18 protein-coding genes are annotated in these 21826 nt (G+C 60.8%); 8 read left to right on the plus strand and 10 right to left on the minus strand.

Going from position 1 to position 21826, the window contains the following annotated elements; translation table 11 throughout:
* Positions 1–83 precede the first annotated feature (83 nt).
* Positions 84–1004, minus strand: a complete 921-nt coding sequence (locus tag CKW26_RS21140) for a LysR substrate-binding domain-containing protein (RefSeq protein ID WP_095050033.1) — start codon at positions 1002–1004, stop codon at positions 84–86.
* A gap of 117 nt (positions 1005–1121) precedes the next feature.
* On the opposite strand from CKW26_RS21140, the gene CKW26_RS21145 reads away from it, so the two are divergent.
* Positions 1122–2489 carry an MFS transporter gene (locus CKW26_RS21145; protein WP_095050034.1) on the plus strand — a complete coding sequence of 456 codons (1368 nt, stop codon included), beginning with the start codon at positions 1122–1124 and terminating at the stop codon, positions 2487–2489.
* A gap of 30 nt (positions 2490–2519) precedes the next feature.
* Complete coding sequence (locus CKW26_RS21150; RefSeq protein WP_095050035.1) at positions 2520–3794, plus strand: glucarate dehydratase family protein; 1275 nt, start codon at positions 2520–2522, stop codon at positions 3792–3794.
* Positions 3795–3891: 97 nt separating this feature from the next.
* Here the strand turns inward: CKW26_RS21150 and CKW26_RS21155 are convergent, their stop codons facing one another.
* Positions 3892–4776, minus strand: coding sequence for a LysR substrate-binding domain-containing protein (locus CKW26_RS21155; protein ID WP_095050036.1), 885 nt, complete (start codon positions 4774–4776; stop codon positions 3892–3894).
* Between the two features lie 157 nt (positions 4777–4933).
* Here CKW26_RS21155 and CKW26_RS21160 point away from each other — a divergent pair, with 157 nt between their 5' ends.
* Positions 4934–7960 (plus strand): FAD-binding and (Fe-S)-binding domain-containing protein, encoded by a 3027-nt coding sequence (locus tag CKW26_RS21160; RefSeq protein WP_095050037.1) that lies wholly within the window; start codon positions 4934–4936, stop codon positions 7958–7960.
* Here the strand turns inward: CKW26_RS21160 and CKW26_RS21165 are convergent.
* Together CKW26_RS21165 and CKW26_RS21170 are read right to left on the minus strand one after the other, a co-directional pair.
* Positions 7893–8582, minus strand: coding sequence for a paraquat-inducible protein A (locus tag CKW26_RS21165; RefSeq protein WP_095050038.1), 690 nt, complete (start codon positions 8580–8582; stop codon positions 7893–7895). The two genes, CKW26_RS21160 and CKW26_RS21165, sit on opposite strands and share 68 nt — an antisense overlap.
* Complete coding sequence (locus CKW26_RS21170; protein ID WP_095050039.1) at positions 8579–9175, minus strand: paraquat-inducible protein A; 597 nt, start codon at positions 9173–9175, stop codon at positions 8579–8581. Before CKW26_RS21170 ends, CKW26_RS21165 begins: the two co-directional genes overlap by 4 nt.
* A 218-nt stretch (positions 9176–9393) precedes the next feature.
* On the opposite strand from CKW26_RS21170, the gene CKW26_RS21175 reads away from it, so the two are divergent.
* Positions 9394–10560, plus strand: a complete 1167-nt coding sequence (locus CKW26_RS21175) for a DUF1624 domain-containing protein (protein WP_095050040.1) — start codon at positions 9394–9396, stop codon at positions 10558–10560.
* A gap of 4 nt (positions 10561–10564) precedes the next feature.
* Here CKW26_RS21175 and CKW26_RS21180 read toward each other — a convergent pair whose 3' ends face one another.
* Positions 10565–11455, minus strand: coding sequence for a LysR family transcriptional regulator (locus tag CKW26_RS21180; protein ID WP_095050041.1), 891 nt, complete (start codon positions 11453–11455; stop codon positions 10565–10567).
* A 131-nt stretch (positions 11456–11586) separates the two neighbouring features.
* On the opposite strand from CKW26_RS21180, the gene CKW26_RS21185 reads away from it, so the two are divergent.
* On the plus strand, positions 11587–12417 hold the full coding sequence (locus tag CKW26_RS21185) for an oxidoreductase (protein ID WP_095050042.1): 831 nt from the start codon (positions 11587–11589) through the stop codon (positions 12415–12417).
* A 131-nt stretch (positions 12418–12548) separates the two neighbouring features.
* Positions 12549–14093, plus strand: coding sequence for an MFS transporter (locus CKW26_RS21190; protein WP_095050043.1), 1545 nt, complete (start codon positions 12549–12551; stop codon positions 14091–14093).
* Between the two features lie 249 nt (positions 14094–14342).
* On the opposite strand, the gene CKW26_RS21195 is transcribed toward CKW26_RS21190, so the two are convergent.
* The gene (locus CKW26_RS21195; RefSeq protein ID WP_095050044.1) at positions 14343–15734 is read right to left on the minus strand and encodes an aldehyde dehydrogenase family protein; all 1392 of its coding nucleotides are present in this window, start codon (positions 15732–15734) and stop codon (positions 14343–14345) included.
* A gap of 103 nt (positions 15735–15837) precedes the next feature.
* Between CKW26_RS21195 and CKW26_RS21200 the strand changes: the two genes are divergently transcribed.
* Positions 15838–16716: a LysR family transcriptional regulator gene (locus tag CKW26_RS21200; protein WP_095050129.1), complete on the plus strand. Its 879-nt coding sequence runs from the start codon at positions 15838–15840 to the stop codon at positions 16714–16716.
* Between the two features lie 27 nt (positions 16717–16743).
* Here CKW26_RS21200 and CKW26_RS21205 read toward each other — a convergent pair whose 3' ends face one another.
* Positions 16744–18309 (minus strand): aldehyde dehydrogenase (NADP(+)), encoded by a 1566-nt coding sequence (locus tag CKW26_RS21205; RefSeq protein WP_095050045.1) that lies wholly within the window; start codon positions 18307–18309, stop codon positions 16744–16746.
* Positions 18306–18944: an isochorismatase family cysteine hydrolase gene (locus CKW26_RS21210; RefSeq protein WP_095050046.1), complete on the minus strand. Its 639-nt coding sequence runs from the start codon at positions 18942–18944 to the stop codon at positions 18306–18308. Before CKW26_RS21210 ends, CKW26_RS21205 begins: the two co-directional genes overlap by 4 nt.
* Positions 18945–19042: 98 nt before the next feature.
* Here CKW26_RS21210 and CKW26_RS21215 point away from each other — a divergent pair, with 98 nt between their 5' ends.
* Positions 19043–19540 carry a helix-turn-helix domain-containing protein gene (locus CKW26_RS21215; protein ID WP_095050047.1) on the plus strand — a complete coding sequence of 166 codons (498 nt, stop codon included), beginning with the start codon at positions 19043–19045 and terminating at the stop codon, positions 19538–19540.
* 6 nt (positions 19541–19546) lie between these two features.
* Here CKW26_RS21215 and CKW26_RS21220 read toward each other — a convergent pair whose 3' ends face one another.
* Positions 19547–20170, minus strand: a complete 624-nt coding sequence (locus tag CKW26_RS21220) for a glutathione S-transferase family protein (protein WP_095050048.1) — start codon at positions 20168–20170, stop codon at positions 19547–19549.
* A 100-nt stretch (positions 20171–20270) separates the two neighbouring features.
* The gene (locus tag CKW26_RS21225) at positions 20271–21686 is read right to left on the minus strand and encodes a cytosine permease (RefSeq protein WP_095050049.1); all 1416 of its coding nucleotides are present in this window, start codon (positions 21684–21686) and stop codon (positions 20271–20273) included.
* Between the last annotated feature and the right edge of the window lie 140 nt (positions 21687–21826).

Consider the following 21826-nt stretch of genomic DNA (forward strand, 5'->3'; position numbering starts at 1 on the left):
GCACGTCTCTTCGTGGGCCCAGACGGCAAGCCATTGGCAAAACCCCTGGTTAAAGGACCCAGTGCGCCTCCACCGCCAAAGCGCTAATCAGCGTCGCCAGTCACCTGGCCCCACCCCTCAGCCACCGCCCGGCGAATCGCTTCCAGCAACATCGCAAACGCCGGGTTGTCGTTGTTCTCCCGCCAGATCAGATGCAGCTCGCTCTGCACCCCTTCGCCCAAATCGATATCGCGAAACACTACATTTTTGAACACCACACTGGTAGCGCAACGCGGCACCAGCGCCAGGCCCATGCCCGCATTGACCAGTGCCAGTATCGTCAGCGACGAGCCCAGCCACTGCACGTAATCCGGCGCAACCCGCGCTGAGCGCAGCATGCCGGTCAGCAATTCGTTGAACGGCGGATAAGCTGCGTGTGAATACATCAGGAACGGTTGTTTATCCAGGTCACTGACCGCCACTTCAGCCGCCGTTGCCAATGGGTGTTCACTCGGCACTGCCAGCACAAACGGCTCGCGCACCAGGCACTCGGTGGCGTACCCCGGTTCCAGTAGCGGCGCGCGGGCGATGCCCAGATCGATGCGGCGCGCGCGCAGGGCTTCGTGTTGCTGGTACGTGTTCATTTCCGTCAGATCGATTTTCACCTGCGGCTGTTTCAGTCGCGCCTCGGCGATCACCTTGGGCAGAAACTCATACACCGCGCTGCCGACAAAGCTGATGTTCACCGAACCGATATCGCCCTCGGCAAACCGCCGGGCAGTGACCGCCGCTTGCTGTGCGCGCTCCAGCAGGTTCTGTGCTTCGACGAAGAACGCCCGACCGGCAGCCGTCAGCGCGACGCTACGAGTGCTGCGGGTGAACAGCTCGACGCCGAGGTGATGTTCGAGCAATTGAATCTGCCGACTCAGCGGCGGCTGCGTCATGTTCAGTCGCTCGGCGGCGCGGCGAAAGTTGAGTTCGGTGGCGACGGTGGTGAAGCAGCGCAGTTGAGTCAGTTCGAACATTGATCTAATCCGGGTATCAATCGAATGCCAAGTTAGATTAGACGGGATCAATGACCCCGTCCATGATCGGCTCAACGCTTCACGCCATCCCTAAAAAAACAAAATCGGGAGTCGCCCTTGAAAACCCTCCAGAGTCCGCTGGACGTCACGGTTCTCGCCCGTGCCGCCGCCAAGGTCAAGCGCCACGTGCTGCCGCTGTTCGTGGTGATGTTCATCGTCAATTACATCGATCGGGTCAACATCGGTTTTGTGCGCAGTCACCTGGAGACCGATCTGGGCATCGGCGCTGCGGCTTATGGCCTCGGCGCCGGTCTGTTCTTTATTGGTTATGCGCTTTTCGAAGTGCCGTCCAACATGCTCCTGCAACGTTACGGGGCACGGGTCTGGCTGACGCGGATCATGTTCACCTGGGGCGCAGCGGCCATGGCCATGGCCTTCGTCAGAGGGGAGACCAGTTTCTATGTGTTGCGCTTTATTCTCGGTGCGGCGGAGGCGGGGTTCTTTCCGGGGATCATTTATTACTTCACCCAATGGCTGCCGGCCTCCGAGCGCGGCAAGACCATGGCGGTGTTTCTCAGCGGTTCGGCCATTGCCTCGGTGATCTCCGGCCCGGTCTCCGGTGCGTTGCTGCACATCAGCGGCCTCGGCCTGCATGGCTGGCAGTGGATGTTTTTGATTGAGGGCGCGGCTTCAGTGGTGCTCTGCGCATTCGTCTGGTTCTGGCTGCAATCGCATCCGCGTCAGGCCAAGTGGCTGAGCGAAGAAGAGCGCGAAGCGCTGGTGGCGGCGATTGCCGAGGAGCAGCGCGCTCGTGAGGCGTCGCAGGTGGCCAAACCGTCGATGTTCAAGCTATTGGCGGATCGGCAGATCGCGCTGTTCTGTTTCATCTATTTCTCCATCGCCCTGACCATTTACGGCGCGACGTTCTGGCTGCCAAGCATGATCAAGAAGATGGGCAATCTCGGCGACTTCCAGGTCGGCCTGCTCAACTCGATCCCGTGGATCATTTCGATTGTCGCCATGTACGGTTTCGCGGCGATGGCCGGCAAGTGGAAGTTCCAGCAGGCGTGGGTCGCGCTGACGCTGGTGATTGCGGCGATCGGCATGTTCATGTCGACCACCGGCGGGCCGATCTTCGCCTTCGTCGCGATCTGCTTCGCCGCCATCGGCTTCAAGGCTGCGTCGGCATTGTTCTGGCCAATTCCGCAAAGCTATCTGGATGCGCGTATCGCCGCTGCGGTGATCGCCCTGATCAACTCCATCGGCAACCTCGGCGGTTTCGTTGCGCCGACCGCGTTCGGCTTCCTCGAAGAAACCACCGGCTCGATCGAGGGCGGTCTGTATGGCCTGGCGGCGACGTCGCTGATCGCGGCGGTGGTGATCTTCTTCGCCCGCACGGCGCCAGGAGCCAAAGGCAAAACCCCGGCAAAGCCGCATGACGACACCGCCGTTATTGCGACGGCCAGCCCGGCCGCGAGCCATTGAATTGATTGTTGATCTGTCAGGAGTCTTATCTTGAAAATCACCCGCGTAACTGTGACCCCGATTGCCTTTCGCGATCCGCCGCTGCTCAACGCCAGCGGCATTCATGAACCCTTCGCCTTGCGCTCGATCATCGAGATCGAAAGCGACAACGGCTACATCGGCCTCGGCGAAAGCTATGGCGATGCCCCGGCGCTGGCGATCCAGCAGCAGTTGCAGGCGCAACTGATCGGTCTCGATCCGTTCAACCTCAACCAGTTACGCGCGATCGTGCAGGCCACCGTTGCCGCCAACAAACCCGCCACTATTGCCGGTGCCGAACTCGCGCCCGGTTCTCATGCCAGCAAAGCGGTGAGCAATGCTTATTCGGCGTTCGAAGTAGCCTTCCTCGATTTGCAGGCGCATTACCTGAATGTGCCGCTGGTGGACCTGCTCGGTGGCGCGATTCGCGATCAGGTGCCGTTCAGCGCCTATCTGTTCTTCAAGTACGCGCAGCATGTCGATTCGCCGTACAAGCCGGACAACTGGGGCGAAGCACTCAGCGAGCAGCAGATCGTTGCGCAGGCCGCGCGGATGATCGAGGCGTACGGTTTCAAGAGCATCAAGCTCAAGGCCGGTACGTTGCCGCCGGAGCATGAGGTGGCGTGCATCAAAGCGTTGAAAAAGGCTTTTCCCGGTTACCCGTTGCGCATCGATCCGAACGGCAACTGGTCGCTGGAAACCTCGATTCGCATGGCCGAATTGCTCGGCGATGATTTGCAGTATTACGAAGACCCGACCCCGGGCCTCGACGGCATGGCCGAACTGCACAAGCGCACTGGTCTGCCGCTGGCGACCAACATGGTGGTCACCGATTTCGACGAGTTCCGTCGCAGCGTTGCGCAGAACAGTGTGCAGATCGTGCTTGCCGATCACCATTACTGGGGCGGCCTGCGCGACACGCAGACGCTGGCGAAAATGTGCGATGTGTTCGGTCTCGGTGTGTCGATGCATTCCAACTCGCACCTGGGTATCAGCCTCATGGCGATGGCGCATGTCGCGGCGGCGGTGCCGAATCTGGATTACGCCTGCGACACCCATTACCCGTGGCAGGAGCCGGATGAGGAGGTGATCAAGGGTGGCAAACTGCCGATTGTCGATGGCTGCGTGAAGATCACCCGCGCGCCGGGGCTTGGGCTGGAGCTGGATCATGAGCAGTTGGGCAAGCTGCATGATCAGTATCTGACGTGCGGGATTCGTCAGCGTGATGATGTGCGGCAGATGCAGCGCTACAAGCCGGACTGGAAGGCGGTCAAGCCACGGTTTTGAGGTGTTTGATTTGACGCCATCGCGAGCAGGCTCACTCCTACAGTTGGAATGCGCTTCCCTGTAGGAGTGAGCCTGCTCGCGATTGGCGTCCTCATGTTCACAACGTTTTTACCAGCCAATCCCGAAACGCTTTCAGCGACGGCAAATTCTCATTGCGCGGCGGATACACCAGGTAATAGCTGCGCCGACTGGTAATCGGCTCGCCCAGTTGCAACAACTCACCACTCAACAACTCATCCTCAACCAGAATCCGCGGCACCAAACCCACACCAATATTGGCCCGCACTGCCTGAATCAAGTGCGAAGTCATTTCAAAGCTCGGCCCGATGCGCATGCTGCGGTGCGGCAGACCTTGATGGCTGAACCACTCCGCCCACGCCTGGGCATTGCTGCTGACATTGAGCAGCAGTTGCCCGGCGATGTGTTGTTCGGCGTCGTCGCGTTCGGCGTCGGACAACTGCGCACTGGCGATCACCACCAGTTCCTCGGTGTGCAAGGGCAGGGCGGTCAACCCCGGCCAGTCCCCGCCGCCGACGCAGATCGCCGCATCGATTTCGCTGGTATCGAAATCGATCGCTTCGATCCGCGAATGTAAATGCACGGTCATACCCGGGTGCGCGGTGTAGAAATCCTTGAGTCGCGGCAATAGCCACTTCGAACCGAAAGTCGGCAGCGTTGCCAGGCGCAAGCTGTGAATGCCCGAGCCAAATGCCATGGCCTGCAAGGTCGCGCTGCGAATCTGCCCAAGCGCTTCGGCGAGTTCGCGCTGATACATGCGCCCGACATCGGTCAGCACCACTTGCCTGCCTTCGCGCGTGAACAAACGCATGCCGAGCATCTTCTCGAGAATCTGCACCTGACGGCTGACCGCACTCTGCGTCAGCGACAGTTCGTGGGCGGCGCGGGTGTAGCTTTCATGGCGCGCGGCGGCCTCGAAAGCCAGCAATAACGACATGGAAGGAGTGAGCGTGCGCGGATTCATTCGTAAAAGTCATCAATAGCGGGTCGAATTTACGGTTGTCCCTGCGTTCGCCAGTAATGAACATGGACACCATGAGATGGCGGAGCCTGACGCAATCATTCGTTGCGTACAACTGTTCACCGCCACACGGCCCGATTTGACCGAGATACCCTGACCGATGATTGCCCAGCTGTCCCCCGCCAAAGCCCTGGCCAACGATTACCAGCAGTTCCTCACAGCCCTGAAAGCCAGCGGCTTTCGCGGTGAAATCAGCGCCGATTACGCCAGCCGTGTGGTGCTGGCGACCGACAACTCGATCTATCAGCGCCTGCCGCAAGCGGCGGTGTTTCCGCTGGACGCTGATGACTTGGCACGGGTGGCGCGGCTGATCGCCGAACCGGCCTATCAACAAGTGGTGATCACCCCTCGCGGTGGCGGCACCGGCACCAACGGCCAATCGCTGACGGACGGCATCGTCGTCGACCTGTCGCGCCACATGAACCGCATTCTGGAAATCAACGTCGAGCAGCGCTGGGTGCGCGTGCAGGCCGGAGTGGTCAAGGATCAGCTCAACGCCGCGCTGAAATCCGCTGGGCTGTTTTTTGCCCCGGAACTGTCGACCTCCAACCGCGCCACCGTCGGCGGCATGATCAATACCGACGCCAGTGGTCAGGGCAGTTGCACCTATGGCAAGACCCGCGACCATGTGCTCGAACTCGACATGATCTTGCGCGGCGGTGAGCGTCTGCACGGTCTGCCTCTTGAGGAAAGCGAACTCGAAGCCCAGTGCGCCCGCGATGATCGCGTCGGTGAAGTCTACCGCTGCGCGCGGCAGATCATTGATGAGCAGGGTGATCTGATCAAAGAGCGTTTCCCCGATCTCAACCGCTGCCTGACCGGTTATGACCTGGCGCATCTGCGTGAGGCGGACAACCGTTTCAACCTCAACAGCGTGCTTTGCGGTGCCGAAGGCTCGCTGGGGTTTGTCGTCGAAGCGCGGCTGAATGTCTTGCCGATCCCCAAGCACACAATGTTGGTGAACATCCGCTACGCCGGGTTCATGGACGCACTGCGCGACGCCCGCGCCTTGATGGCGCTCAAACCGTTGTCGATCGAAACCGTTGACTCGAAAGTCTTGCTGCTGGCGATGCAGGACATTGTCTGGCACGGCGTCGCCGAGTATTTCCCGGAAAGCGCCGAGCGGCCGACCTTGGGCATCAATCTGGTGGAGTTCTGCGGCGACGATCCGGAGGATTTGCAGCACCGGGTCGAAGCATTCGTCGAGCACTTGAGCAGCGACCGTACGGTTGAGCGTTTGGGCCATACGCTGGCGGTCGGTCATGCGGCGGTAAACAAGGTCTACGGCATGCGCAAACGTGCGGTAGGCCTGCTCGGCAACGTCGCCGGAGAAGCGCGGCCGCAGCCTTTTGTTGAAGACACAGCGGTGCCGCCGCAGCATTTGGCCGAGTACATCGCCGAATTACGCGACCTGCTCGACAGCCACGGCTTGCAGTACGGCATGTTCGGCCACGTCGATGCAGGCGTGCTGCACGTGCGGCCGATCCTCGACATGAAAGATCCGCAGCAAGCGGCGCTGGTGCGTCCGGTGTCCGATGGTGTCGCCGCGCTGACCCAGCGTTACGGTGGCCTTCTGTGGGGCGAGCACGGCAAAGGCTTGCGTTCGGAATACGCGCCGGCCTTTTTCGGTGAACTCTACCCGGCGCTGCAAGCCTTGAAGGCCGCGTTCGACCCGTTCAACCAGTTCAACCCAGGCAAGATCGCTACCCCAGCGAACACCGGCGCGGCGCTGCTGAAAATCGACGAAGTGACTTTGCGCGGTGAACTGGATCGGCAGATCGACGAAAAAGTCTGGCAAAGCTACGGCGCGGCCATGCATTGCAACGGCAACGGCGCCTGCTACAACTTTGACCCCGACGACGCCATGTGCCCGTCGTGGAAAGCCACCCGCGAGCGCGCTCAGTCGCCCAAGGGCCGTGCCTCGTTGATCCGCGAGTGGCTGCGTTTGCAGGGCGAGGCGGGCGTTGATGTGTTGTCCGACGCCATTCGCAAACCAGCGTTTTTCAGCTCATTGTGGCAGCGCTGGCGCAACAGTCGTGCGCAGGCCGAAGACTTCTCCCACGAAGTCTACGACGCCATGGCCGGTTGCCTGGCGTGCAAATCCTGTGCGGGACAGTGCCCGGTCAAGGTCAATGTGCCGGAGTTTCGTTCGCGTTTTCTTGAGCTGTATCACAGCCGTTATCTGCGCCCGGCGCGGGATTACCTGATCGCCTCGCTGGAATACAGCATCCCCTACATGGCGCGGATTCCGGCGCTGTACAACGGGTTGATGGGCGCTGAATTTGTTCGCAGCCTGTTGGAACGGGTCGGTGGCATGATCGATGTGCCGTTGCTCAGTCGCTTTGATTTCCATGCGGCGATGCGCCGCTGGCAGGTGCAAGCGGCGACGGCGTCGACCTTGGCGACGCTGACTCCAGCGCAACGTGAACGCAGTGTGGTCATCGTGCAGGATGCCTTCACGCGCTACTTCGAAGCGCCGCTGTTGGCTGATCTGGTCGAGCTGATTTCGCGTCTGGGTTATCAGGTGTATCTGGCGCCGTTCAGCGCCAATGGCAAACCGCTGCACGTGCAGGGCTTCCTCTCGGCGTTCAACCGCGCGGCGCTGCGCAATGCCCGGCAGTTGCGCGAATTGGCGGACATCGGTGTGCCGTTGCTGGGCCTCGATCCGGCGATGACGCTGGTGTACCGCCAGGAATACCTGAAAGTCCCGGGCATGCAGCAATGCCCGGAGGTGGCACTGGTGCAGGAATGGTTGCTCAAGGTCATGCCGGAGCAGGCGCCGCAGGATAAAAACGCCTCGTTCCGACTGCTCGCCCATTGCACCGAGAAAACCAACGCCCCGGCCGCGACTCGGCAGTGGGAGCAAGTGTTCGAGCGCGCAGGGTTGAAACTGGCCACGCAAGCCACCGGTTGCTGCGGCATGTCCGGCACGTATGGCCACGAGGCGCGCAATCGTGAAACTTCAGCGGTGATCTACGAGCAGTCGTGGGCCCGTCAGGTGGCGGCGCCGGCAGAGCAGGGCGAAGCGTTGGCCACGGGGTATTCCTGCCGCAGTCAGGTCAAGCGCCAGTCGGATCAGGCACTGCGCCATCCGTTGCAGGTGTTGCTGACGGCTCTGCGTCGCTGAGTGGTTCATCGTCTGGAGCGTTGTCCCAGATCAGCCGAGGGTCGAAGCTCATTGCCGAGAGCATGGTCAGCACCACGACCATGCCGAAGAACAGGATGCCCGGTCGCGGTTCGATATCGCCCAGTGTCTGGAACTTCACCAACGCTGCGACCAGTGCGACCACCAGCACATCGAGCATTGACCAGTAGCCGATCAGCTCGACGAAGCGGAACATTTTCGAGCGCTCCCGGCGTGCCCAGCCACTGTCGCGTTGCACAGTGATCAACAACAGCGACAGGGCGACGAACTTGACGCCCGGCACGGCGATACTGGCGATAAAGATGATCAGTGCGATGTCCCACGCGCCATGCTGCCAGAACTCCAGCACGCCGCTCATGATCGTGCTGTCGGCGCCGCTGCCAAGCATGGTGGTGTTCATCACCGGCAGCAGATTGGCCGGCACGTAAAACGCCAGCGCCGCGAGCATATAGGCCCAGGTGCGCGTCAGGGAGTTGGTCTTGCGTCGGTGCAGCGGCGCATCGCAGCGCGGGCATTCATGCGGCTCGTCGGTCATGTCGCAGGCCAGGCCACAGCTGTGGCACAGGCACAGATTGAGTTCGCTGGCAGTCGCGGGTCGGTTCATGGAATATCCCATAGGTCGCGGATATCGCGGCCGGCAATTCTGATCATCATCAAACTCAGCACGGCCAATGCGAACAGGCCGATGCCGGGCAACACGTCGAGCAATCCCGCCAGTTTGAACACCGCGACCATCGCCCCCAGCAGGCACACTTCGAGCATGCTCCACGGCCGCAGGGTTTCCAGCCAGCGCATGCACACCTTGAAGCCCGGTGCGCGTCGCGATGACAGGGCGAAGCTAAGCACCCAGGTCAGCAGGACCAGTTGAAATGCCGGGGCAATAATGATCGAAATTGCCGCGACCATCGCTATGAAGGTGATCGGCCCCTGACTCAGCGCCAGCACCGAATCCCACAGCGTCGCACTGTTTTTCAGGCCTTTGAGGCTGATGCTCATCACCGGATAGAAATTGGCAAACAGCCACAGCATCGCCGCCGTGAAGGTCAGTGCCAGGCGCTGTTCGACGGTCAAACCGTTGAAACGCTGGAGTACGCCGCCGCAACGCACGCACGAGGTTTTCTGGTGTTTGCCCAGCACGGCTTTTTCGTAAACGCAGTCGCAGTGCTCGCAGATGATCAGGTGTTCGGTGTTGACCATGGACAACGCTCGACAACAGGCCGCAAGGGCAGGGGGACTTGATCACTATAGAAGCCTGAGGCCATTGGGCAACCTGGTCGGTGTGATCGGCTGCGGTTTTCTGAGAATTGCTATCGATTGGGCTTTGGATTTTGCTTTTTAGTGTTATAAGGTAACGCAAAATTTTCAGGGCAGTCCTTGTCGGCGCCCGCTGTTAACCCTTCGATTGCGAAACGCTCATGACAATTGCGCTCCCCCGTTCTGCCACGCCCACTGGCCGGCTGCTGTCCATTGACGCCCTCAGAGGCTTGGTCATTCTGTTCATGCTGCTGGACCACGTGCGCGAAACTTTTTTGCTGCACCGCCAGGTCGCCGACCCGATGGACATTGCCAGCACCGAGCCGGCGTTGTTTTTCAGTCGCACGCTGGCGCATCTGTGTGCGCCAGTGTTCGTGCTGCTGACGGGATTGTCGGCGTGGTTGTTCGGCGAAAAGTACGCAGGCAAGGCCGATGTCAGTGCGTTTCTGTTCAAGCGCGGTCTGTTTCTGGTGGTGCTGGAGTTCACGCTGGTGAACTTCGCGTGGACCTTCCAACTGCCACCGAGCGTGATTTATCTGCAAGTGATCTGGGCGATCGGTTTGAGCATGATCGCCTTGTCATTGCTGGTGTGGCTGCCGCGCTGGTTGTTGCTGGCGTTGAGCCTGATGATCATCGCCGGACACAACCTGCTCGACGCGGTGCATTTCCCGGTGGAGTCGGCGCTGCATGTGCCGTGGGCGATTTTGCATGATCGCGGCTGGATCGAAGTCAGCGAAAATCTGCGCCTGCGCACCTCCTATCCGTTACTGCCGTGGATCGGTGTGATCGGTCTGGGTTATGCGCTCGGGCCGTGGTTTGCTCGTGGCGTTGAAGCAGGTTTGCGTCAGTGCAACCTGCTGATCGCGGGTAGCGCGGGGCTGCTGGGTTTTATCGGCTTGCGGCTGATCAACGGCTATGGCGAAAAACCATGGGCCGTGGGTGACACGTCGGTGCAAACCCTGATGAGTTTTTTCAACATCACCAAGTACCCGCCATCGTTGTTGTTTATCGCGCTGACCGTGAGCGTCGGGCTGTTGCTGCTGCTGGCCTTCGAGCGTGTGCAGGATCGTCGCTGGATTCGCTGGTTGACCGTGTTCGGTTCGGCGCCGATGTTTTTCTATCTGCTGCATCTGTACGCGTTGAAGGTGTTGTACCTGATCGGTGTGGCCCTGTTCGGGCTGAATCAGGGCAGCTATTTCGGCTTTTCGTCGGTGGCGGCGATCTGGCTGGCGGCAGCGCTTCTGTCGATTGCGCTGTACCCGGCCGTGCGCTGGTTCTCGGAATTGAAGGCGCGTCGCCGCGACATCGCCTGGTTGAAATACCTGTAAATGCCTAACGCCGGTGGCGCACGAAATCGATAAACGCCTTTAGCGGCGCCGGTACGTGGCGCCGGCTCGGGTAGTACAGGTGCAGGCCCGGATAGAACGGGCACCAGTCTCCCAGCACTTGCAGCAGACGCCCGCTGGCCAGGTGTTCGCTGACCATGTCTTCGAACACATAGGCCAGGCCCAGCCCTTGCAGCGCGGGCCCGACCATCAGGCTGACATCGCCGAGGGTTAACGGGCCGTTGACTTCGATTTCCTGGGCGATGCCGCCACGTTCGAGTTCCCAGCGATACAGCGAGCCGCTGGGGAAACGGTGGCGGATGCACGGCAGTCCGTGCAGGTCCTCGGGTTTTTGCGGCGCTGTGTGGCGTGCAAAAAATGCCGGTGAACCGACGACCACTGAACGCATTGTCGGGCCGATCGGCAGCGACACCATGTCAGCCTCAAGGCGATCGCCGAAGCGCACGCCGGCATTGAACCCATTAGCGACGATATCCAGCAGCGCATCGCTCTCTACCACTTCCAGACGAATATCCGGGTACACCTGTAAAAACTCACAGGCAATTGGCAGCAACACCAGTTCGCAGGCTTGCCGCCCGCAGGTGATGCGCAGGTTGCCCGAGGGTTTGTCGCGGAAATGATTGAGGTCTTCCAAGGCATCGTCGATGTCGCGAAACGCCGGTTTCAGCCGCGCATACAGACGCTCGCCAGCCTCGGTCAATGCCACGCTGCGAGTGGTGCGATTGAACAGGCGCACGCCAAGACGATTCTCTAGTGCCTTTACCGAATGGCTTAACGCGGACGGCGTCAGGCCTAGCTCGATTGCCGCTTTGCTGAAATTCAACTGCTGAGCGGTGCAGAGGAATACCGAAAGATCTGCCGCTGAAGGGGTTTTCATCTGTGAATGCCTTTCACAAAGTCATGCAAATTTGTTGGGATTATCACATCAGTAACACGGCCTTAAAGTCGCTTCAACTCATCAAGAAGACCCCGGCACCACCGCTAGGGTCGCAGACAGGAGGGGTTGATATGCGTACCTGGTTCATTACTGGCGCTTCCCGTGGTTTTGGTAGCCTCATTGCAGAACGCGCCCTGCGTGCCGGCGACGCGGTGATCGCCACCGCACGTAACCCGCAAGACATCACTGACCGCCTCGGCGAGCAACCAAACCTGCTGGCGGTGCGTCTCGACGTCACCCGTGAAGACGAAGCGCACCAAGCGGTTGCCGAAGGCATCAAGCGGTTTGGCCGTATCGATGTGCTGATCAACAACGCCGGGTTTGGCGTACTCGGCGCGGTGGAAGAAACCAGTGCCAGCGAGACCGAGCGCCTGTTCGCCACCAACGTGTTCGGCCTGCTCAACGTCACCCGCGCGGTGTTGCCGCCTATGCGGGCGCAACGCAGTGGCCGGGTGATCAACATCTCGTCGATCGGCGGCTACCAGGCTTATATGGGCTGGGGTGTTTACGGCTCGACCAAATTTGCCGTCGAAGGCATCACCGAAGCGCTGCATCAGGAACTGGCGCCGCTGGGCATTCAAGCCACGGTGGTCGAGCCGGGCTTCTTCCGCACGGATTTCCTTGATGAACAGTCGCTGATCAAAACCCGGCTTGAGCTGGCGGACTATGACGAAACCGTTGGCAAGATGCGTGCGTTCGCCGAGGCGGCCAACCATGCGCAACCGGGTGATCCGCAGAAGTTTGCCGAGGCGATGCTGGCGCTGGTCAATGCACCGAATCCGCCGCAACGCCTGGCGCTGGGCAGTGACACGGTGGCGCGGATCGAGGCGAAGAATCGGTTGGTGGCGCAAGAACTGGCCGAGTGGAATGAGCTGGCGCTGTCTACCGATTTCGCCAACTGAACGCCGGAGCTGTGAGAGCGAGGTTGCTCGCTCTCATCTTTTTCGTGCGCAAACTTCGGTGGATTTTTCTGCGGTTTTCGCGCCTTATTCGCTGCGTTATGCAGCATTGTGATTGCTCAAGGGATGGAATGATGAACGCTATGACTCCGCCGCACGGAACGCGCGACAAGTTGCTCATACTGGCGGCCGTGTGCCTCTCGGCGCTGGTTCTGCCGTTAAGTTTTACCGGAGGCGCGGTGGCGACGCCGGCCATTGGCCGCGATCTGGGCGGCAGTCCGGTGGCGCTGACCTGGATCACCAATGCGTTCATGTTGTCGTTCGGCAGTTTGCTGATGGCCGCCGGCGCATTGGCTGACGTGTACGGACGCAAACGCCTGTTTACCTTCGGCATGTTGCTGTTTACCGCCGCCTCGATCGCGCAGAGTCTGGCGCCTTCGGTGTTCTGGCTGGATGTGTTGCGCGCGGTTCAAGGAGTGGCGGGAGCGGCGGCGCTGGCCAGCGGCTCGGCGGCGCTGGCGCAAGAATTCGAAGGCCATGCCCGGACCCGGGCGTACAGCGTGCTCGGCACTACGTTCGGCATTGGTCTGGCTTTCGGTCCGCTGGTGGCCGGCGCGTTGATCGAGGCCTTCAACTGGCGGGCGATTTTTGTCTTTACCGCGTTGATTGGAATCATCGCGCTGGTTTTCGGTGTGCCGCGCATGCGTGAAACCCGCGACCCGCATGCCAAAGGGCTGGACTGGCCGGGCACGCTGCTGTTCAGCGCAATGCTGGCGCTGTTTACGTTTGGCCTGATCCAGGCGCCGGACAGTGGTTGGGACAGTCCACTTGTGCTCGGTTTGCTGTGCGCTTCGGCGGTGCTGCTGGCCGCTTTCGTGATCGTCGAGATGCGTGTCGAACGGCCGATGCTGGATCTGACCCTGTTCCGTTATCCGCGATTCATTGGCGTGCAGATGCTGCCGATCGGCACCTGTTTCTGCTACATCGTGCTGGTGGTGATGTTGCCGCTGCGCTTCATCGGCGTTGAGGGGCTGAGCGAGATAGACGCCGGTCTGCTGTTACTGGCGTTGTCGGCGCCGATGCTGGTGGTGCCGATGCTGGCCGCATCGCTGGCGCGCTTCGTTTCCGCCGGCATCTTGTCCGGTGCCGGATTCCTGATGGCCGCTGTGGGCTTGCATTGGCTGAGTCTGTACAACGTCGGTGAGCCGAAAATCGCCTTGGTGGTGCCGATGCTGCTGATCGGCATGGGCGCCGGTTTACCGTGGGGGCTGATGGATGGTTTGTCGGTCAGTGTCGTGCCGAAAGAGCGCGCCGGCATGGCGGCGGGCATCTTCAGTACCGTGCGCGTGGCGGGTGAGGGGATTGCTCTGGCGATTGTGGCGGCAGTGCTGGCGTCATTACTGCACGCTGATCTGTCGAGTGCCCTGCACGCAGTGACAGGCAGCGCTGAGGCGTCGCTGATCGCCGAGACCGCGCACCGGGTGACCACCGGCGATATGGCGCATGCGATCAACACCGTGCCAGGTCTGGCCAATGAACGTTTGGTGCAAGGTTATGCGGCGGCGTTTCAGTATCTGCTGCACATCCTGACGGTGATCACCCTCGCATCGGCGGCGGTGGTGCTGGGATTGTTGAGCAAAGATCGCAGCGTCGTCGAGCCACAACAGGCTGCCGCATAAAGCCAATGTGGGAGCGAGCCCGCTCGCGAAAGCGGAGTATCAGTTGGCATAAATGTCGACTGATGCACCGCTATCGCTGGCAAGCCAGCTCCCACAGGGTTCCAGGGTGTCTGCAGCATCAGTGGTTACACCGCAGTCATTGTGGGAGCTGGCTTGCCAGCGATGGGGCCGGTGCATTCAGCATCTTCATCGCTTGATGTACCGCTATCGCGAGCAGGCTCACTCCCACAGGGTTTTCCGGTGTCTGGATTATTTACGATCCAGCCACACGGTCTGCGCGTTGCAGAACTCGCGTACGCCGAAGTGCGACAGTTCACGTCCGAAACCGCTCTTCTTCACGCCGCCAAAGGTCACGCGCGGATCGCTCGCGGAGTAGCCGTTGATGAACACGCCGCCGGTGTCCAGTTCGCTGGTCAGTTGCTGGGCCAGTGCCACGTTGGCGGTGTAAATGGTCGCGGTCAGGCCGAACTCGCTGTCGTTGGCCAAGGCCACGGCATGCGCGCAATCGCGGGCGGTGATGATCGAGGCGACCGGGCCGAACAGTTCCTGTTTGAACGAAGTCATGCGGTCGGTGACATCGGCCAGCACGGTCGGCTCGTAGTAGTTGCCCGGGCCTTCAGACTTGCCGCCGCCGAGCAACAGCGTTGCGCCTTCTTCAAGGGTGTCGCGCACTTGCTGGTCGAGTTCATCACGCAGGTCGAAACGTGCCATCGGACCGATGTAGGTCTCGGCGGACAGCGGATCACCGACCTTCAACTTGCGCGTGGCTTCGACGAATTTACGCGTGAATTCTTCGACCACGCCTTCTTCGATGATCAGCCGTTTGGCTGCTGCGCAGACCTGACCGGAGTTCTGGTAGCGACCGATCACAGCGGCTTGCACCGCTTCATCCAGATCGGCGTCGTTGAGCACGATGAACGGGTCGGAACCGCCGAGTTCCAGCACGCATTTCTTCAGCGCGGCACCGGCCTGAGCGCCGATGGCCATGCCGGCACGCACGCTGCCGGTCAGGGTCACGGCGGCAATGCGCGAATCGGCAATCGCGGTGGAAACGCCTTCCGGGGTGACATTGATCACTTCAAACACACCATCAGCGAAACCGGCGCGAGTAAACGCGTCGCGCAACAGGTAGGCGCTGCCCATCACGTTCGGCGCATGTTTGAGCACGTACGTGTTGCCGGCGATCAGCGCCGGTACAGCGCCGCGCAGCACTTGCCAGATCGGGAAGTTCCACGGCATCACTGCGAGGATCGGGCCGAGCGGACGGTATTCGATGCGCGCCTTGCCGCCTTCAACTTGCGTTGGTTCGGCGTCGAGCATGGCCGGGCCGTGTTCGGCGTACCACTCGCAAAGCTTGGCGCATTTCTCGATTTCGCCACGGGCCTGAGCAATTGGCTTGCCCATTTCCTGAGTGATCATGGTGGCCATGGCTTCGCTGGTTTCGCGCAGCGCACCGGCGAGGGCGGTCAACAAACGCGAGCGATCCTGCAACGGCTTGCGCTTCCATTTGCCGAAGCCATAAGCGGCGCGGGTCAGTGCGGCGTCGAGCGCTTGCGCGGATTCAAACGCGTAGTGACCGATCTGCTCGCCGGTGGCGGGGTTGATCGAGATGGCGTGGGTCTGGCTGGAAATCTGGCTCATGGCATCGTCCTGCATGTTCGTCGGATGGGCCTAGAGTAGGGTGGTGTTTGTTTTCTGGAAACTGAATAATAAAGATCGTTTCTTTCACGATTGGAGAATGACTGTGGATCTGGTGCAGCTGGAAATCTTCAAAGCCGTTGCCGAGCACGGCAGCATCAGCGCCGCCGCCGCGCAGATTCATCGCGTGCCGTCGAACCTGACCACGCGGATCAAGCAGCTTGAGCAGGATCTGGGCGTTGATCTGTTTATCCGCGAGAAAAGCCGTTTGCGCCTGTCGCCGGCCGGGTGGAGTTTTCTTGAATACGCGCGACGGATTCTCGACCTGGTGCAAGAGGCCCGGGCGACGGTGGCGGGGGAGGAACCGCAGGGCGCATTTCCGTTGGGTTCGCTGGAAAGTACAGCAGCGGTGCGCATTCCCGAATTGCTCGCGGCTTACAACCAATTGCACCCCAAGGTCGATCTCGACCTCTCGACCGGCCCCTCGGGCACGATGATCGACGGCGTGCTGTCCGGGCGTCTGGCTGCAGCGTTTGTCGACGGCCCGGTGCTGCATCCAACGCTGGAAGGCGTGCCGGCGTTCGAGGAAGAAATGGTCATCATCGCCCCGATCAGCCACGCGCCCGTCAAGCGCGCGGCGGATGTCAACGGCGAGAATATTTATGCCTTCCGTTCCAACTGTTCCTACCGTCACCACTTTGAAAAATGGTTCAGCACCGACGCCGCTGTACCGGGCAAGATCTTCGAAATGGAGTCCTATCACGGCATGCTCGCCTGCGTCAGCGCCGGTGCAGGTCTGGCGCTGATGCCGCGCAAAATGCTGCAGAGCATGCCCGGCAGTGCCACGGTCAGCGTCTGGCCATTGGCGGCGGACTTTCGTTATCTGACCACTTGGCTGGTGTGGCGACGGGGCACGGTATCGCGCAGTCTGAGCATGTTTGTGCGCTTGCTGGAAGAGCGCGGGGTGGTGCGCGCAGATGCATGATCGCGTCTGCCGCGCACTGGGTTGCCGTTATTGCCCGTCGACGCTGCGCGGCAGATTCAGCGGATTACTCTCGCGCAACACCTCTGGCAACAACTCATCGGGAAACCCTTGGTACGCCACGGGCCGCAAGAAGCGTTCGATCGAGGTCATGCCGACCGAGGTGAAACGGCTGTCCGACGTCGCCGGAAACGGCCCGCCGTGCACCGTGGCGTACGTCACTTCCTGTGGATGCGCGAAGGCGTTGGCCACGATGCGTCCGGTGCGGCGTTCGAGGATCGGCAGCAGGCGCCGCGCGAGTTCCAGGTCCACCTCTTCAAGGTGGATGGCAGCGCTGAGCTGTCCCCTGAACGAGCGGGCGACCGCCAGCAGTTCCTCGGCATCAGTGACCGCCACCAGCAGCGCCGACGGGCCGAACACTTCGTGGGCCAATCCCGGTTCACTGAGCAATTGGTGTCCCTCGACTTGCAGCAACGCAGCGCGTCCGGCGAATGTGGCATCGGCCGGCGTGCCTGCCGCGATCACCTGCGCGCCGGCACCTTCCATCACCATCAGACCCTCGACGTAGGCGCCATGAATGCCCGGCGTCAGCATCGTCCGCGCCGGTGCCGCGCTGACCCGTTTGCGCATGGCGCTGCGCAGCTCTTCAAACCCGGCACCACGGATGGCAATCAGGATCGACGGACACAAACAGGCCTGACCGACGTTGACCAGCATGCGCTCGATAAAGCCGTCGCCGATCTCGGTGCCGCGAGCCGCCATGGCCTCGGGCAGGATGAAGGTCGGGTTGACGCTGGTCATTTCGGTGAATACCGGGATCGGCTCGGGGCGCAATTGCGCGCGGCGATAGAGCGCCATGCCGCCCTGTTCAGATCCGGTAAACGTCACAGCCTTGATCAGCGGATGATCGACCAGCGCTTCGCCAATGGCATTGCCGCCACCACGCACCATCGAGAAAACACCTTCGGGCAAGCCATGCGCCTGCACGGCTTTACGAATGGCGCGGGCCTGGATTTCCGAGGCGCCGGGATGCGCGTTGTGTGCCTTGAGAATCACCGGTGCCCCGGCCGCGAGTGCCGACGCGGTATCGCCACCTGCCACCGAATAGGAAATCGGGAAGTTGCTCGCGCCGAAAATCGCCACCGGGCCGATGGCGATTTTTTGCAAGCGATGATCCATCCGTGGGCGCGGCTGACGCTGGGGTTGCGCCGGGTCGATGGCCAATTGCAGAAAGCGGCCCCGGCGCACCACATCGGCGAACTGGCGGAACTGGATCGCGGCTCTCAAAGCTTCGCCCTCAAGCTGTGCTTCGGGCAGTCCGGTTTCCAGTGCCGCGCGTGCCGCCAGTTCGCTACGAACCTCATCGAGGTTGTCAGCGATGCTCTCGAGAAACGCGGCACGCTCGGCCAGCGAGGTGTGGCTGTAGTGGTCGAACGCGGCATCGGCGAGTGTTGCAGCCTGATCAACCTGTGCCGCACCGCCGAAAGCGAAGTCCGGTTCTATCCGTTGATCGGTGGCCGGGTTCAGCGCTTTCATCGTGCCTTCGGTGGCGGCGACATCCGCCGCACCGATCAGCAAATGGCCGGTCAGATTCATTGCGCTTCACCCTGGGATTGGAGGTTGGCAATTAGTTCGTCAGTGCTGGCAATCACGTGAGCGAATGTCGGGCCGTTGAGTTCGTGAGCGGCGTGCATCATTTCCGCTTTGAAGGCCGCTGTTGCATCGCGTACCAGGGTGACGTGGTAGCCCAGTTCCGAGGCATAGCGCGCGGTGGCTTCGATGCAGGTATTGGCCAGCAGGCCGACGATGATTACGTGGGTGACGCCTTGCTGCTTCAGGCGAAAATCCAGGTCGGTGTTGGCGAATCCACTGGAACCCCAATGTTCCTGAACCACGATATCGCCATCCTTCGGGGCGAAATCCGGGTGCCATTCGCCGCCCCATTCGCCCCGGGCAAAATGATGCATGTGCATGATTTTGCATTGCGTCGGGGTCGGGTGGTCCCAGGTTTCGTAGTCGCCTTTTTCCCAGCGATGATGGGGTACGATGACCACCGGAATGTTCAGGTCGCGCACCGTGCGATCGAGTTTGCGCAGGTTGTCGAGCAGGCCGTTCTGCTCGGCCATGGGTTTGATCAAAGGGAAAATCTTGCCGCCCTCCGAGAGAAAATCGTTGTACGGATCGACCAACAGGTAGGCGGTTCTGTCCAGCGGATAGGGGGTATTCGACATGGCTGCTTGCTCCGGCAATGGGATTATCGGTGCACAGGGCTTGTCCCGGCATCGTGTAGATATGATAATCATAGTAACTGTAAAAGAGGCAAGCCCTGATGGCAGTAAACGATAGTCTTCCCGATACGCTGTGCCCGATTTCCCGGGCCGAGACGATCGTCGGCGACCGCTGGACCGTGCTGGTTTTGCGCGAGTTGTTCATGGCCAATCATCGCTATGACGAGATCCAGGCGCAGACCGGCGGTACGCCGCAAATGGTTGCCGCGCGTCTGAAATGTCTGGAAGCGGATGGGCTGGTGGAGCGGCGCTTGTACAACGAGCGACCGAAACGCTACGAGTACCACCTCACCGCGAAAGGCGAGGCGTTCTACCCGGTAATCATTGCGCTGCGGGCTTGGGGAGAGACCTGGTGCAAGGCACCGGAGGAGGGGCTGGCGGTGAACATGACCCACAAAAACTGCAACCACGACGCCGGCCTCGGGCCGCTGTGCGATCACTGTGGCGAACCCTTGCGTCGGGAAGATCTGATCAGCCAGCCACAAGCAGCCTACGCCGCTGAGCGACAGGCGCGGCGTGAGGCGTTCAAAGGCAAATAACCTCGATCACGGCGTGCCGTTGCGACCGTGCAGCACGTAGCCGGGGCGCAGGTTCAAGCGATCGTAATAGGCTTTCACTGCGGCAAAATTCGGGTGAGCCAGTGGCGTTTCGAACCAGCGATTCACCGACAGCCCGATGGGAATGTCCGCCAGGGAAAACTGTTCGCCGCTGACGTAGGCGCCGGTCTTCTCCAGTTGCCGGTCGAGGATTGCCATGTTCTTCGACCATTGCTCAATCCCGACCGCCAGTGCGGCGCTGTCCTGATGCTCAGGCGACTGTCGCACCAGAGACAGAAAAGCGTACGACCACGAGCGATTCAGCTCCGACGCTTGCCAGTCGATCCACTGATCAATCCGCGCCCGTGTTTGCGCGTCAGTCGGGTAGAGGTGCGAACCGTCGTAGCGCGACACCAGATAACGAATGATCGTGTTCGATTCCCACAACGTGAAGTCGCCGTCCTGAATCACCGGCACCATGGCACAGGGATTGAGCGCGAGAAACTGCGCATCGTGCGTCGATCTGAATCCCGAACCCCAGTCTTCACGCTCGAAAGGAATCTGCAGTTCAGCGCAAGTCCACAGGACTTTGCGCACGTTGATCGATGAGGCTTTACCCAGTATTCGCAGCATTGGATTTCCCTTACCCAATAATCGTCAGGCCTGAAGTAATACCACACCGCAATAGACAAGGCCCGCACTGGGCGGGCCTTGGTTGTTCATCAGGTCAAAATCACAGACTGCTCGCCAGTTTCCCGCCCATCATCCGCCGCCGATAGGACGTGTCGCGGTTAGCCAGCCAGAAGTACAACGGCGAGGTCACCAGCAGCCCCACCAGCCAGGACAGGTCCGCGCCGTTGATGTGCGCCGACACCGGGCCGACGTAAAGCGGCGTGTTCATGAACGGGATCTGCACGGCGATGCCGATCGCGTAAGCCAGCAACGCCTGCGGGTTGTAGCGGCCGTAGATGCCGCCGTCGACCTGGAAGATCGACTGGATGTCGTACTGACCTTTGTGGATTGCGTAGAAGTCGATCAGGTTGATCGCCGTCCACGGCACCAACACCACCAGCAACACCAGCACCATGTCGACGAAGTGGCCGATAAAGTCTTTCGAGGCGCCGACAGCGGCAAAGCAGCAGGCCAGCAACACGATGATCGAGATCACCGCACGGCTTTTGGCGGTAGGAATCCAGCGGTAGGCGAAGGTTTGCACCAGGGTGATCAGCGACAGCACCGCGCCGTAGAGGTTGAGGGCGTTGTGGCTGATTACGCTGAGCAGAAACAGCACCAGCATCAGCGGGCCAATGGAACCGGTGGCGAGTTTCACCGCGTCCATGGTGTCCATGCCGACGGGCGTTGCCAGCACCGCGACGGCACCGAAGATGAACGCCAGACTCGACCCCAGCGCTGAACCCAGATACGTGGTCCAGAACGTCGACGAGACTTTAACGTCCGCCGGCAAGTAACGCGAATAATCAGACACGTAAGGCGCAAACGCGATCTGCCACAACGCCGCCAACGACACAGTGGCCAGCCAGCCGGACAGGTTGAAGCTGCCGCGAGTGAGGAAGTCGTCAGTCTGAATATGGGTGAAAATGTAGCCGAAACCGACAACGATGCCGATCCCCAACACCCACGTGCCGATGCGGTTGAGCACGTGGATGAAGCGGTAACCAATGATGCCGATAATCCCAGAACCGACTGCGCCGATGACGATGCCGACCGGCACCGGAACGCTGTCGACCACGCCATGCAGCGACTTGCCGGCCAGCACGATGTTGGAGGCGAAAAAGCCGATGTACATGACGCCGGCAATCAACACCACCAGCAACGCGCCGAGGGAGCCGAACTGCGCACGGCTCTGGATCATCTGCGGGATGCCCATCTGTGGGCCTTGCGCCGAGTGCAGCGCCATCAACACGCCGCCGACCAAATGGCCGACGAGAATTGCGACGATGCCCCAGAGCAGATTCAAGTGAAACAACTGCACGCCCAGTGCACCGGTGACGATGGGCAACGGCGCGATATTGCCGCCGAACCACAGCGTGAACAGATCCCTGACCTTTCCGTGGCGATCTTCGGGGGGCACGTATCCTATCGTGTGTTTTTCAATCAGCGGAGCGGAAGTTGCTGCAGGGATAGCCATGACGAACTCCAAGGCAAGGATGAGTACGTGGACGTACTTCGGCAAGCGCCGGCACGGGCGGCGCATTTCTTGTTGAAGTGATCATGTGCAAAGCGTCGGGATTGATAAATTAGTAAGTTTGTTGCTACAGACCTTAAAAA

The sequence above is a fragment of the Pseudomonas sp. Irchel s3h9 genome, from assembly GCF_900187475.1.
GTDB lineage: Bacteria > Pseudomonadota > Gammaproteobacteria > Pseudomonadales > Pseudomonadaceae > Aquipseudomonas > Aquipseudomonas neuropathica.

What these genes read in the sequence shown, in the direction of transcription:
- CKW26_RS21140 (WP_095050033.1), bottom strand. Translation starts at nt 1,004, where the DNA reads ATGTTCGAACTGACTCAACTGCGCTGCTTCACCACCGTCGCCACCGAA.
- CKW26_RS21155 (WP_095050036.1), bottom strand. Translation starts at nt 4,776, where the DNA reads ATGAATCCGCGCACGCTCACTCCTTCCATGTCGTTATTGCTGGCTTTC.
- CKW26_RS21160 (WP_095050037.1), top strand. Translation starts at nt 4,934, where the DNA reads ATGATTGCCCAGCTGTCCCCCGCCAAAGCCCTGGCCAACGATTACCAG.
- CKW26_RS21165 (WP_095050038.1), bottom strand. Translation starts at nt 8,582, where the DNA reads ATGAACCGACCCGCGACTGCCAGCGAACTCAATCTGTGCCTGTGCCAC.
- CKW26_RS21170 (WP_095050039.1), bottom strand. Translation starts at nt 9,175, where the DNA reads ATGGTCAACACCGAACACCTGATCATCTGCGAGCACTGCGACTGCGTT.
- CKW26_RS21175 (WP_095050040.1), top strand. Translation starts at nt 9,394, where the DNA reads ATGACAATTGCGCTCCCCCGTTCTGCCACGCCCACTGGCCGGCTGCTG.
- CKW26_RS21180 (WP_095050041.1), bottom strand. Translation starts at nt 11,455, where the DNA reads ATGAAAACCCCTTCAGCGGCAGATCTTTCGGTATTCCTCTGCACCGCT.
- CKW26_RS21185 (WP_095050042.1), top strand. Translation starts at nt 11,587, where the DNA reads ATGCGTACCTGGTTCATTACTGGCGCTTCCCGTGGTTTTGGTAGCCTC.
- CKW26_RS21190 (WP_095050043.1), top strand. Translation starts at nt 12,549, where the DNA reads ATGAACGCTATGACTCCGCCGCACGGAACGCGCGACAAGTTGCTCATA.
- CKW26_RS21195 (WP_095050044.1), bottom strand. Translation starts at nt 15,734, where the DNA reads ATGAGCCAGATTTCCAGCCAGACCCACGCCATCTCGATCAACCCCGCC.
- CKW26_RS21205 (WP_095050045.1), bottom strand. Translation starts at nt 18,309, where the DNA reads ATGAATCTGACCGGCCATTTGCTGATCGGTGCGGCGGATGTCGCCGCC.
- CKW26_RS21210 (WP_095050046.1), bottom strand. Translation starts at nt 18,944, where the DNA reads ATGTCGAATACCCCCTATCCGCTGGACAGAACCGCCTACCTGTTGGTC.
- CKW26_RS21215 (WP_095050047.1), top strand. Translation starts at nt 19,043, where the DNA reads ATGGCAGTAAACGATAGTCTTCCCGATACGCTGTGCCCGATTTCCCGG.
- CKW26_RS21220 (WP_095050048.1), bottom strand. Translation starts at nt 20,170, where the DNA reads ATGCTGCGAATACTGGGTAAAGCCTCATCGATCAACGTGCGCAAAGTC.
- CKW26_RS21225 (WP_095050049.1), bottom strand. Translation starts at nt 21,686, where the DNA reads ATGGCTATCCCTGCAGCAACTTCCGCTCCGCTGATTGAAAAACACACG.